Below are 11,787 nucleotides of genomic sequence, written 5' to 3'. Positions count from 1 at the left end.
CCTGCCACGCTGGAGGACGCACGCGGGATGCTTTGGACCGCGCTGCAAGACCCGGACCCGGTGCTGATCTTTGAAAATGTGATGCTTTACAATCGCGCGGGCGAACTGGCAGAGAATGCGGGAGCGGTGGATATCGACCGCGCGGTGCTCAGGCGCAAAGGGCGTGACATCACGCTGGTGACCTATGGCGGATCGCTGTTCAAAACACTTGAGGCGGCAGAGGCGCTGGCAAACGAGGGTATTGAAGCCGAGGTGATCGACCTGCGCAGCCTGCGCCCGCTGGATATGGACACGATCCGTGCCTCGGTCACAAAAACCCATCGCGTGCTTGTGGTCGACGAAGGATGGTGCAGCGGCGGCCTGTCTGCCGAAATCGGGATGCGGTTGGCGGAAGGTTCTTTTTATGAACTCGATGCGCCTTTGGCCCGGGTCTGTAGCGCCGAGGTGCCAACTCCCTATGCAAGCCATCTGGAACGGGCTGCCATACCGCAGACAGACGGCATCATCGCAGCGGTCAAGAGGCTGATGGAGCAACAACCATGAGCCAATTCGTCATGCCCTCATTGGGCGCAGATATGGAGGATGGAACTTTGGTTGAACAATTGGTAGCGTCGGGCGATCCGGTTCAGCGGGGCGATGTCATCGCCGCCGTTGAGACGCAGAAAGGGGTCATCGAAATCGAAGTGTTCGAGGACGGTTTCCTGGACAAATGGCTGGTTCCGCTGGGCACCAAGGTGCCCGTAGGCAAACCCATCGCCGAACTCCGCGCCAGCGACGTACCCGATGCACCGCAACCCAAAGACCCGACGCCGGAAACGCCGCCGTCAGAAGTGCCGCAACCCGGCGATCCTGATGTGCCGCCTGCCCCGCCCTCGGAAGAACCGGCACCCCCGCCGCCGCCCGAAACCCCACCGGAAACGCCGCCAGAGGTGGACCCCTCAGAACGCCAACGCGTGAGCCCCGCTGCCCGGCGGCGTGCCGCTCGGGTGGGTTTCGATCTGGCCAGCTTGGGAACGGGCAAGGTGATCTCGCTTGATGACATACCCGATCAACCCACTGCCGCCAAAGGTGAACCCCTATCTGCCATGCGTCAGGCCATCTCCGCCGCCATGACCCGCTCCAAACGCGAAATTCCGCATTATTATTTGTCCGACAGCATCGACCTGACTGCCGCCGAGGATTTCATCACCGCATCTAACGCCGATCAACCGCCAGAGGCGCGCCTGTCACTTGGCGCACTCTATATTCGGGCGGTGGCATTAGCTGCTCAGGATTATCCGGAATTCAACGGACATTTCGAAGATGACCACTTTCAGCCTGGTAAAGCGGTGCATCTTGGCATGGCGATCAACCTGCGGGGTGGCGGGCTCGTGGCTCCTGCCATCCATGATGCGACGGCAGGCGATCTGGCCTCACTAATGACCCGGTTAAAAGACCTCGTGGCCCGCGTCCGGCAAGGTCGGTTCCGCGCCCGCGAACTGTCGGACCCAACAATTACCCTGACCAGCCTTGGCGATCACGGGGTGGCAGGGATAACCGGTGTGATCTTCCCGCCGCAGGTGGCCATTGTCGGTATCGGCACACCAGCACTGCGGGCTGCAGTTATTGACGGAACGGTTCAGGCCCGCCGCATCGCCGATATCACGCTGGCGGCGGATCATCGGGTCAGCGACGGGCACAAAGGCGCACAATTCCTGCGCCAGATCATCAAGCACATGCAAAACCCAGCGCAGCTATGACAGATCAGGACATCCGCGCATTGGTCGCCCGGCATCTGGGGCGTATCGCCCCGGAAATTCCCTTCGATAGTATCGATCCTGCAGAGGACCTGCGCGAAGAATGCGATATTGACTCGATGGATTTCCTGACGCTGATCACCGCACTGGGCAAAGACCTGTCATTGCCGATGCCGGAAGCGGATTACGACCAGATGCGCACCCTTGATGATCTGCTGGACTATCTGCACCGCAAAACGGATTGATCCGCATCAATCGCCCCCGAAAGCAGACTGCTAGGCTTGCCTCTGTCACGCATAATGGGAGCAATGAGATGATCCGCAAAATTCTTTTGGCCTATGACGGGTCAGACAATAGCCGACGCGCCCTTGATCTGGCGTCTGAACTGGCCACCAAGTTGCTGGCCGATCTTCATGTCGTGCATGTGCTGATGCATGGGCGTCCACCCGAAGAAATGGTGCGCATGGCAGAGGTCGAACATATCGCAGAGAGCGTGCATGAAACCGTGCGTCCCGGTGTGACCTACAATGCAGGGCGTGCTTATGATCTGTTTGCGCCCAGTGATGACGCCGCCGGCAGGGTGCGCATGATCGCCGCGTTGGGCGAAAATCTGGTGGCCACTGCCAAATCCCGTGCGCAAGAATGGGGCGTACAAAACGTACAGACCGAGACCCGCAACGGCGATTACGCCGATGAGATACTTGATGCCGCAGAGGAACAGGAAGCCGACATGATCGTTGTCGGCTCGCGGGGGTTAGGCACGATCAGGGGTTCTGTTTTGGGCAGCATATCGCAGAAAGTGATGCACCATGCAGCCCAGACAGTGGTCGTTGTAAAGTAAGCTGCGGGGCGTGGCTGTTCTTGAGATATCTCACGCAGCCGCGTTTTCCTTGAATGAACAGATCGTCAATGACGATACCGCGCGCTCTACCTGCATTTGACAGCCGATAATGCGCCCAATTCATCAGGGCCGATATGCGGCAAGAAGGGCAGAACCGGAGCCGGAACTTGTCCATATCTGCGGGCGTGAGGGAACAAGCGCCACGAAAGCAGAGGCGAAATGCGGCGCCTCTTATGCGAGAACAGTGGGGTTACGACCGAGGGCCGCCGTTTCAGACGGCCCAGTAGAAAATGCGATTCATTAGAAAATGCGATTCATTCGCGACAAACATCGTAGACGTTGGTCGCAACAACCTCACCATCGACTTTCAGAACAGCCAAGAGATCACCAAGCGGCGGCATACCGATATTCAGGCGAACATCGCTATTGGCGCCTTCGTTCACTTCGACCGTCCCCAGCAGTTCACCCTGCTCGCCCAAGCGAAAATCATAAACCTCGACGACACCTGCACCCTCTGCGGTGATGCTACCAAGTTCAAGGGATGCGTCCCTTTGCAATGGGCTCATACAGGTGAAGTAGCTTTCATCGGCGGAGGCAATTGAACCAAGGGTTATAGCGGCCAAGAGGCCGATCGCGAATGAGTTCCTAAACATTTCAGTCCTTTCCAGGCAGGTCGCTGCCAATCATTTGTTAGTGAAAGTGCGACCTCAGATGTCGCATCTGGAAACTACCACCCGCTTTGGTTCCACGATTGATATTTGTCAGACTTCAAAAGGATACCGACAGTTCAAAGCAGGAAATCCGGCTGCTGTTTTGACATTGCTCAATCAGGCAGTTTTTGGCGGGTGCTAGTCAGCTCGCACACTTGAGGCCCGCAATGTTCTCAAGCGCGATCAAACTGTTCAATCTGGCTGGTTTCGATATCAAACTCGACCCAAGCTGGTTTCTGATTGCGGGCCTGATCAGTTGGGGCCTTGCGACACAATATTTCCCCGTGACATTGCCTCATTTGAACGAAGCGGCTTATTTCATTCTGGCCATTATCGCGATGCTTGGCTTTTTCGGGTCGCTTTTGTTGCACGAAATGGCCCACTCGGTTGTCGCCCGCAATTATGGCGTGCAGATTACGGGAATTACCCTGTTCCTGTTCGGCGGAGTAGCCGAGCTTGAGAACGAAGTCCCGTCCGCCAAGGCCGAATTCTGGGTGGCCATCGCCGGCCCGCTCATGAGCATCGCATTGGGTGCCGGGTTTTGGATTGCCAGCGTGTTGATGCACAACTTTCTTGGCGTGGGGCCACTTGTGGTTGTTCTGGCTTATCTTGCGACGATCAACATCGTCATAGCCATCTTCAACATGGTCCCAGCCTTTCCGCTTGACGGGGGCCGTGTGCTGCGTGCCTATCTTTGGAGCCGCAATGGCGATGTGCTCAGGGCAACGCGCACGACAACGCGATCGGGAACAGTCTTTGGATATGGCCTGACAATTCTCGGCGTCTTCGCCCTGTTCCAAGGGGCCCCTGCTGCAGGGGTCTGGTACATGCTGATCGGTTTTTTCGTGATTGCAGCAGCGCGGTCCGCCTATCAGAACCAGCTGATGGAAACCACGTTCAAGGGCAAGACCGTCGCAGCAGTCATGAGCCGTGATCCGGTTGTCGTACCGCCCGAAATCACTTTGGCAGAATTCGTCAATCAGGTGATGCTGAAATACCATGTCAGTTTTGCACCGGTCGTGTCGAATGGCGTTTTGATTGGTGCGATTGATAAAGAGGTTCTTGCAGCAGTTAACCGCGAAAACTGGGCCAACACACACGTGGGCGATGTGTTTGCCGGGCTTGATGTGGCAGCGATCGTCGCACCTGACATGACAGTTGCAAATCTGTTCAAACGTATCGCCGAAACCGGCACCCGAAAGTTTCTTGTGGTCCGCGATCATAGGCTGTTGGGCGTGGTTACCTTGGCCGACCTGCTTGGACAATTATACGCGGCAGATCACGCGAACCGACGCAAAGTCCGGTAGGGAGCGCGCGGCTGTGCGCCTGCGGGATTTTGACCTTTCCGCTACACCTCTATCCGAGTATGGGTACCGTGCAGTCAGTAGCGTCCAGGTCCAAAACCGGGTCGTCGGGCTGGCATTTCTCGCCTGAAATGGGATAGCGCCCTTCTGCAGCGCAACTCGCCAGAAACAGGATTGCAAACAGTGGAACTAATCTCATAGCGGGCCTCTTCGGGTGATATTTTCTGCCTCTCAATCTATGATCCTCGGGTAACGGACAATTGATGTTTGTCAAAACGCGGCCAGAAGACCAGTTGACCTTGATCAACGCAGATATACTGCAAAGGATTTAACACTTTGATATGAATAACGGCGTTTCCCGTTCTGCACCGCGTTCCACCTCTCCGCGCGTGACTGTCGCAGAGGGGGCATACGTGTTCGAAGGCGATTTGTTGATCAGCACAATCGAAAGTATCGACCTGAGGCAGGGCAAGGCCGAGGCCATTGACCTGTCCGGCGTTAAGCAATTCGATACCGCCGGTGCTTGGGCCGTCGTCACGCTGGAACGCCGTCTGCAATCCGAGGGTTTGGAGCCGGTGATCAAAGGTGCCAGCGCGTTGCAAAACGATCTGCTCGAAACTTTGCGCACCAATATGCCAGAGGAAGATCACGCTGAACCGCGCAGCCAAACAATGATGGACCGCTTGGAACAGATGGGCCGCCACACGGTTTCTGCCGCGCAACAGTCCTTGGCGATCACCGGGTTTCTGGGGCAGGTCGTCGCCACGATAGTTGGCCTTTTCCTACACCCGTCCCGCATCAGATGGACCGCGATTGTGCATCATATGCAGCAAGTCGGTCTGAATGCAGTGCCCATCGTGTCGCTGATGGCGTTTCTGATCGGCGTCGTACTGGCATTTCAGGGGGCCACCCAACTGCGCCAGTTCGGCGCTGAAGTCTTCGTCGTCGATCTGATAGCCATTTCGATATTACGCGAACTGGGCATCTTGCTGACGGCGATCATTGTCGCGGGGCGTTCCGGGTCCGCGTTTACCGCTGCAATCGGCTCCATGAAAATGCGCGAGGAAATCGATGCGATGCGCACCCTTGGCCTTGACCCTGTCGAGGTACTTGTGGCCCCCCGCGTGATTGCAATGATCGTGATGTTGCCAGTGCTGGGGGTCATCGCCAATTTCGCGGGGTTGTTTGGCGGGGCGTTGATGTCATGGGTGGAACTGGGCGTTTCACCCGGTGTTTTCCAAGCGCGATTTGTCAGCAATACGGATGTCTGGCATTTCGGCGTGGGCATGATCAAGGCACCATTCTTTGCGCTGATTATCGCGATCGTGGGATGCTTTAAGGGAATGCAGGTCAAGGGCGATGCTGAATCGCTGGGACGTCTTACATCAGCCTCTGTCGTCTTGTCGATCTTTCTGGTGATCACGACGGACGCGCTCTTTTCCATCTTCTTCGCAATTATGGAGGTCTGATGACACAGGACCCCATCATCAGCGTGCGTGGCCTCGTCACGCGTTTCGGCAAGACCACCGTGCATGACGGGCTCGACCTTGATGTCCAAAGGGGCGAAATCATTGGGATTGTCGGCGGCTCCGGCACGGGTAAATCTGTCTTGCTGCGCGCCATCGTTGGGCTGCTGAAACCGGCAGAGGGACAGATCACCGTCTTTGGCAAAAGCGTGCGGGATACCGGCGCCGAGGACTACCGCCGCCTGCGCAAACGTTGGGGCGTGATGTTTCAGGGCGGTGCGTTGTTTTCATCGCTGGATGTGCAACAAAATGTCGAAGCGCCAATGCGCGAACTACTGGATCTGTCACCTGAAACGCGTGCGGCATTGGCGGCAATCAAAATCCGCATGGTGGGCCTTTCAGACGATGACCTGCAAAAGATGCCATCGGAACTTTCCGGCGGGATGCGCAAGCGCGCCGGTTTTGCCCGCGCCATCGCACTCGACCCCGAGATCGTGTTTCTGGACGAGCCTACCGCCGGTCTGGACCCAATTGGCGCGGCTGCCTTTGACGACTTGACCGCGCATTTGCGCCATGCGTTGGGGTTGACGGTGTTTCTTGTTACCCATGATCTCGATACCCTTCACGCGATCTGCGACCGCGTCGCGGTCTTGGCCGAAGGCCGCGTTTTGGCGACAGGAACGATGTCCGAAATGCTGGACGTCGATCACCCGTGGGTACAGGATTATTTCAAAGGGCCTCGCGCACGCGCCGCTCTGACACAAAAGGAAACTGTCTGATGGAAACCCGTGCGCATTTTGTCATCATCGGGTTGTTCACCATTCTGGGTATCCTCGGAGGACTGGGCTTTTTCCTATGGTTGGCCAGCGTCCAGATCGACCGCCAGTATGCGCGATATGGTGTCTTGTTCGAAAACGTATCGGGCCTTGATCGGTCGGCGGACGTTCTGTTCAACGGGGTTCCCGTGGGTAGTGTCACGAATATCCGTATATGGGACGAGGACCCCAGCAAGGTTTACGTCGCAATCGAAATTGACGCCACTACGCCGGTAGCTGTCGATACGGTGGCGCAGCTGGAAGTCCAGGGGGTGACAGGGGTCGCCTATATCGCGCTGTCAGGCGGTTCGCCCGGTGCAGAATTGTTGACGCCCGAAGGAGACGAGCCGCCGATCATCCCTTCACGCCAGTCATCGCTTCAGTCCATCGTCAGCAGCGCACCAGACTTGATTGATGACGCCGCCCGCATCATCAGTCAGCTGCAAGAACTAACAGGTCCGGAAAATCAGAAGCATGTGCGCAGCATTCTCGAAAACGTCAATAAAGCGACCGGTGGCCTCGAACAGGCGCTGACGGATTTTTCCGATATTACCGACACCCTTCGCGCCGCGACCGAACAGGTGACAGAGTTTACTGAAGAATTTGTGGGGCTTGGCGACGCGGCAAGATCTACGCTGGACGCGGCTGATACCTCTTTCGCAAATATCACCGAGACCTTCGAAAGCGCGAACGCAGCAATTGACACACTTAGCCCCGCGATCGAACAGGCCAGCGAAGCGATTAGCGCGATCAATACGTTGATCGCAGAAGATTTCGCCCCGCTTGCTGATGACCTACGCACGACTCTGGGCAATGCAGACAGCGCATTGGCCAGCGCCGATCAGGCTTTCCTACGCGCCGACGGCTTGATGGAGACAGATGTCGCGCCAGCCCTGACAGAGGCCCGGAGCGCGTTGACCGATTTGGCTGAAACACTGTCCTCGGTCACCGCGGACGTTCCCGCCATCATGTCCGATCTGCGCGCTGGCGTTGCCGAGGCACGCAGCGCGATCGCCGATCTCAGCCCCGGCTTGCGGGACTTCGGCCAATTGGGCGGCGAAGCCCGCGCCGCTGTCCGCGCTTTGAATGACTTGATCCGCCGTCTTGGCCAGGACCCTGCCGGGTTCGTGCTGGACAACCGCGTTCCCGAATACCGGAGGTAGCTGATGACCCTGACACGACGCATATTCACCTTGGGCGCACTGGGATTGCCGGGATGCACTGCCATCGACGCGCTGAACCAGGCCGCCCTTCCTCTCGATACCTATGCTTTGCAACCGATTGGCATCAGCACCCAAGGTGATCGGTCCTCGCGGACATTGCTTGTGCTGGAACCAACAGCATCTGCCGCGATTGCCACCGACCGCGTCCTGATCCGGCGGGACCCGCTGTCCGTGACCTATCTGCCTGACGCGCGCTGGGCGGACAGTTTGCCCCAGATGCTGCAGTCCATCTTTATCCAGTCACTGGCATCGGCCGGACGGATCGGATTTGTAGGTGCGCAAGGGGCCGGACCGGTCCCCGATACAGTCCTTTTGACCCGCATTGATGCGTTCGGGGTCGATCAACTCGACAATGGCGGCTTCCAAACCGGTATCACGTACGAACTGACAGTGCTGCGCGACCGCGACCAGCGCGTACTTGGCACCCGCCGTTTCGCGCAGACCGGAATGATCGCGAACGATCAGGCCACGACTATTGTGCGCGGCTTTCAGACCTTACTTGACGGGATGTTGCCTGAAGCGATGGGTTGGGTGCTGGCGCGGGCAGTATAAGCGCGACCGCAACCCGGCAATCAGGGAGCAGGCCAAAGATCGCGCAGTTCTTGTGTCAGACAGGCCCGTACATCTTCAACCTCACCGGCTGAAATCTGGTCATTGATGACGTTGAAGACAGCCTTGATGTCAGACAGACCTTGGTAGTCGATTACATCGCCAACCTTGTCATCGACGTCTGCGATAAAGTCAGCGGCATGACGTTCACGCACGGGGGTCACTTTGGGCTGCCAACCTTCGAAGAACATCCCACGCAGGATGAGCGGTAGCTGGGCGGAAAACTGTGCCATTTCATTCACCGGCAGATGATCGCGGATCTTGCAAAGCACAGTACGCAAGAGCCGCAAAACATCGCGCTCACTTTGCCAGCCCGTGCGCCCTGCCAGATTATTGACCCACTCGTGGGCTTCGTAGGTTGTGCGTTCAAAGACGTGGATCATCCGTGTCATGGCCAGCTCCTGTTTTGGAATTCAACGATGAGCTAGCGCATTATAGCGCAAGTGGATTGATCAAAATCAAAGGCAGCATGCCGGCAACTTGCTAGCGTCTAAGATTGAAGGGGGTGCCGCCCCGCAAGTCTTTGACGTTGGAGTTACAAATGAAAGACCCTGAACTGGACGTCCTGATCAAGGAACTTGAAACCAGCCGCGACATGAGCATCGCTGATTTTGATGGTGTCATCCATGCACTCGAATTCCTGCTCCCAGAGGTCGAAACACCCGGACCTGACCGTATCGGCACCACCGATCAAGCCATACTGATTGCTGATGATGCTTATCCGGATTGGTCCGTCCATATCCGCGGACGCGCCAATGATCGTGACGGCCACTGGCATTGTACCTTGCGCGAAGATGACAGCCGCGACAGTGACGCCGTGATCGGCACTGGCCGTTCCCCCGTGTTGGGACAGGCTGTTCTGGCTGCTGTGATCAGACTTGCAATGGCGCAGAAACAATAATGCGTTGACACAAAAAGACATTCTGACAGTCACCCTGAATCCCGCGGTTGATGTGTCCACGAATGTGGCACAGGTGGTCGCAGGGCCAAAGCTGCGGTGTGGGCTGCCCCGGTTCGATCCCGGCGGCGGCGGCGTGAACGTCGCACGCACCATCTGCAAACTGGGCGGGCAGACCCGCGCCCTTGTAGCCGTTGGCGGATCAATGGGCGACCGGCTGCTTGATTTGCTTGCCGCAGAAGACGTTGCCACCCAGCCCGTTCCCGTTTCAGGCGAGACCCGCCAAAGCTTTGCGGTGACGGACGAAAGTACCGGCGCGCAGTACCGTTTCAGCGTTCCGGGCCAGGAATTGACCGGACAGGATGCCGATACTCTGATCGCTGCAATCACCGATCACACAAGAGAGGACGGTTTCGTGATCGTCAGCGGGAGTGTGGCTCCCGGTCTGCCCGAAGACTTCTTGCAACAAATCATCACGGCCACGCAACACAAGACGCCAAAGGTCATCATCGACACCTCTGGCACGGCGCTTGATCGCCTGATCACACATCCGGCAGTTCCGTTGTATCTGCTCCGCATAGATGAAAACGAAGCGTCAGAGGCAGCGCACCGTCCGCTGGATACGATTGCAGATAGTGTTGGTTACGCAGCCGACCTGGTCGCACGCGGGGTGGCCGAGATCGTTATCATCGGGCGCGGCGCGGAAGGTTCAGTTCTCGTAGGGCAGGAGCACAGACTGATCTGTCACCCCCCCAACGTCCCCGTAAACAGCAAGATCGGCGCGGGGGATGCGTTCGTCGGATCCATGACCTTGGCAATGGCCCGCTGCGAAGACCTGCCGCAGGCTCTGCGATGGGGCGTTGCCGCTGCCAGCGCCACGGTCAGCACCGAAGGAACGGCATTGTGTGATGCCCAGACGACACATGCCCGGTTCGACCACAGTGAGGTTGAGGACCTATAGCCAAAGAACCTAGCAGGTCGTTCGGCCTGCTTCAGCCTGCGCCACATTGCGCAACACGCTCACAAAACTATCCGGAGTAACCGAAATGCTGTCGATGCCGTAGCCGACCAGTTTTTGCGCATAGGCCGGGTCGTTGCTGGGTGCCTGTCCGCAGAAACCCACCTTGGAGCCTGCCTTATGTGCCTCGCGGATCACGGTTTCGATCATCCACAGGACTGCCGGATCATCCTCGCGGAAAAGCCCCGCCAGCGCATCTGAATCGCGGTCGATCCCGAGGGTCAGCTGCGTTAGGTCATTGGACCCGATCGAGAAACCGTCGAACCGTTGTGCAAATTCCGCCGCACGCACCACATTGGCCGGAATTTCGCACATCACGTAGACCTGCAACCCGTCCTTACCGCGTTCCAGCCCGTTATCCCTCATCACGACCAGCACATTGTCGGCCTCTTCCGGCGTCCGGCAAAAGGGGATCATCATGATCACATTGTCAAAACCCATCTCGCCACGCAGTCGCGCAATCGCCTGACATTCCAACGCGAAACCGTCGCGGTAGTGTTCGGAGTAATAGCGCGACGCCCCGCGGAACCCGATCATCGGGTTTTCTTCTTGGGGTTCGAAATCGCGCCCGCCCAGAAGGTCTGCGTATTCGTTGGTCTTAAAATCGCTCATGCGAACGATGACAGATTTAGGATAGCAAAAGGCTGCGATCCGCGACAGGCCACGGGCCAGATGTTCGACGAAGTAATCGGGCTTATTGTCATAACCGGTCGTCAGGGCGGCGATCTTTTCACGCGTCTCGTTGTTGCTGATCCTGTCGAAGTTCAAGAGCGCCATGGGGTGCACCTTGACCGCGTTGTTGATGACGAACTCCATCCGCGCAAGGCCGACGCCATCCACCGGCAAACGCCACCAGCGAAGCGCGGCTGAAGGGTTGGCAAGGTTCAGCATGACTTGCGTCTTGACCTCTGGCAGCGCGTCCATTGTTTCTTCTTGCACCGTGATCTCGGAAATGCCTTCGGTGATAAGACCTTCCTCGCCCCCCGCACAAGACACGGTAACATCCTGCCCATCATGCAGCAGATGCGTGGCGTCCCCACATCCCACCACCGCAGGAAGTCCCAATTCACGGCTGACGATCGCCGCGTGTGACGTGCGCCCGCCGTGGTCGGTCACGATGGCGGCTGCACGCTTCATGATCGGCACCCAATCGGGGTCGGTGGTCGA

The 11,787-nt window shown here is 57.8% G+C and carries 14 protein-coding genes; 11 read left to right on the top strand and 3 right to left on the bottom strand.

Annotated features, from left to right (window positions below; translation table 11 throughout):
* From R6T97_RS10705 to R6T97_RS10690, 4 genes are all read left to right on the top strand, one after another.
* The coding region (locus R6T97_RS10705; protein ID WP_410349284.1) for an alpha-ketoacid dehydrogenase subunit beta at window positions 1–543 on the top strand (543 nt) is incomplete at its 5' end.
* Window positions 540–1,739, top strand: a complete 1,200-nt coding sequence (locus tag R6T97_RS10700) for a dihydrolipoamide acetyltransferase family protein (protein WP_410349283.1) — start codon at window positions 540–542, stop codon at window positions 1,737–1,739. The genes R6T97_RS10705 and R6T97_RS10700, both read left to right, overlap by 4 nt.
* On the top strand, window positions 1,736–1,981 hold the full coding sequence (locus R6T97_RS10695; protein ID WP_410349282.1) for an acyl carrier protein: 246 nt from the start codon (window positions 1,736–1,738) through the stop codon (window positions 1,979–1,981). Before R6T97_RS10700 ends, R6T97_RS10695 begins: the two co-directional genes overlap by 4 nt.
* 68 nt (window positions 1,982–2,049) lie before the next feature.
* Window positions 2,050–2,577, top strand: a complete 528-nt coding sequence (locus R6T97_RS10690; RefSeq protein WP_410349281.1) for a universal stress protein — start codon at window positions 2,050–2,052, stop codon at window positions 2,575–2,577.
* A gap of 314 nt (window positions 2,578–2,891) precedes the next feature.
* Here R6T97_RS10690 and R6T97_RS10685 read toward each other — a convergent pair whose 3' ends face one another.
* Window positions 2,892–3,230, bottom strand: coding sequence for a hypothetical protein (locus tag R6T97_RS10685; protein ID WP_410349280.1), 339 nt, complete (start codon window positions 3,228–3,230; stop codon window positions 2,892–2,894).
* A gap of 224 nt (window positions 3,231–3,454) precedes the next feature.
* On the opposite strand from R6T97_RS10685, the gene R6T97_RS10680 reads away from it, so the two are divergent.
* From R6T97_RS10680 to R6T97_RS10660, 5 genes are all read left to right on the top strand, one after another.
* Window positions 3,455–4,594: a site-2 protease family protein gene (locus tag R6T97_RS10680; protein WP_410349279.1), complete on the top strand. Its 1,140-nt coding sequence runs from the start codon at window positions 3,455–3,457 to the stop codon at window positions 4,592–4,594.
* A 338-nt stretch (window positions 4,595–4,932) separates the two neighbouring features.
* Window positions 4,933–6,060, top strand: coding sequence for an MlaE family lipid ABC transporter permease subunit (locus R6T97_RS10675; protein ID WP_410349278.1), 1,128 nt, complete (start codon window positions 4,933–4,935; stop codon window positions 6,058–6,060).
* On the top strand, window positions 6,060–6,836 hold the full coding sequence (locus tag R6T97_RS10670) for an ABC transporter ATP-binding protein (protein ID WP_410349277.1): 777 nt from the start codon (window positions 6,060–6,062) through the stop codon (window positions 6,834–6,836). The genes R6T97_RS10675 and R6T97_RS10670 overlap by 1 nt, the downstream gene beginning before the upstream one ends.
* Window positions 6,836–8,035, top strand: a complete 1,200-nt coding sequence (locus R6T97_RS10665; protein WP_410349276.1) for an MlaD family protein — start codon at window positions 6,836–6,838, stop codon at window positions 8,033–8,035. The genes R6T97_RS10670 and R6T97_RS10665 overlap by 1 nt, the downstream gene beginning before the upstream one ends.
* 3 nt (window positions 8,036–8,038) lie before the next feature.
* The gene (locus R6T97_RS10660; protein WP_410349275.1) at window positions 8,039–8,647 is read left to right on the top strand and encodes an ABC-type transport auxiliary lipoprotein family protein; all 609 of its coding nucleotides are present in this window, start codon (window positions 8,039–8,041) and stop codon (window positions 8,645–8,647) included.
* 20 nt (window positions 8,648–8,667) lie between these two features.
* On the opposite strand, the gene R6T97_RS10655 is transcribed toward R6T97_RS10660, so the two are convergent.
* A complete protein-coding gene (locus tag R6T97_RS10655; protein WP_410349274.1) occupies window positions 8,668–9,096 on the bottom strand; it encodes a DUF2267 domain-containing protein in 429 nt (142 codons plus the stop codon).
* A gap of 149 nt (window positions 9,097–9,245) precedes the next feature.
* On the opposite strand from R6T97_RS10655, the gene R6T97_RS10650 reads away from it, so the two are divergent.
* A complete protein-coding gene (locus tag R6T97_RS10650) occupies window positions 9,246–9,605 on the top strand; it encodes a hypothetical protein (RefSeq protein ID WP_410349273.1) in 360 nt (119 codons plus the stop codon).
* 4 nt (window positions 9,606–9,609) lie between these two features.
* Complete coding sequence (locus tag R6T97_RS10645) at window positions 9,610–10,563, top strand: 1-phosphofructokinase family hexose kinase (protein WP_410349272.1); 954 nt, start codon at window positions 9,610–9,612, stop codon at window positions 10,561–10,563.
* 9 nt (window positions 10,564–10,572) lie between these two features.
* Here the strand turns inward: R6T97_RS10645 and R6T97_RS10640 are convergent.
* Window positions 10,573–11,787, bottom strand: a 1,215-nt coding sequence (locus tag R6T97_RS10640; protein ID WP_410349271.1) for a putative PEP-binding protein, incomplete at its 5' end; no start/stop codon positions are given.

It is taken from the genome of Yoonia sp., assembly GCF_046498525.1.
Classification (GTDB): domain Bacteria; phylum Pseudomonadota; class Alphaproteobacteria; order Rhodobacterales; family Rhodobacteraceae; genus Yoonia.
This window is presented reverse-complemented; position numbering and strand designations above follow the sequence as displayed.

Coding starts and splice junctions, on each gene's coding strand:
- R6T97_RS10695 (WP_410349282.1), top strand. CDS start 1,736: ATGACAGATCAGGACATCCGCGCATTGGTCGCCCGGCATCTGGGGCGT.
- R6T97_RS10690 (WP_410349281.1), top strand. CDS start 2,050: ATGATCCGCAAAATTCTTTTGGCCTATGACGGGTCAGACAATAGCCGA.
- R6T97_RS10700 (WP_410349283.1), top strand. CDS start 540: ATGAGCCAATTCGTCATGCCCTCATTGGGCGCAGATATGGAGGATGGA.
- R6T97_RS10670 (WP_410349277.1), top strand. CDS start 6,060: ATGACACAGGACCCCATCATCAGCGTGCGTGGCCTCGTCACGCGTTTC.
- R6T97_RS10680 (WP_410349279.1), top strand. CDS start 3,455: ATGTTCTCAAGCGCGATCAAACTGTTCAATCTGGCTGGTTTCGATATC.
- R6T97_RS10665 (WP_410349276.1), top strand. CDS start 6,836: ATGGAAACCCGTGCGCATTTTGTCATCATCGGGTTGTTCACCATTCTG.
- R6T97_RS10660 (WP_410349275.1), top strand. CDS start 8,039: ATGACCCTGACACGACGCATATTCACCTTGGGCGCACTGGGATTGCCG.
- R6T97_RS10675 (WP_410349278.1), top strand. CDS start 4,933: ATGAATAACGGCGTTTCCCGTTCTGCACCGCGTTCCACCTCTCCGCGC.
- R6T97_RS10650 (WP_410349273.1), top strand. CDS start 9,246: ATGAAAGACCCTGAACTGGACGTCCTGATCAAGGAACTTGAAACCAGC.
- R6T97_RS10685 (WP_410349280.1), bottom strand. CDS start 3,230: ATGTTTAGGAACTCATTCGCGATCGGCCTCTTGGCCGCTATAACCCTT.
- R6T97_RS10655 (WP_410349274.1), bottom strand. CDS start 9,096: ATGACACGGATGATCCACGTCTTTGAACGCACAACCTACGAAGCCCAC.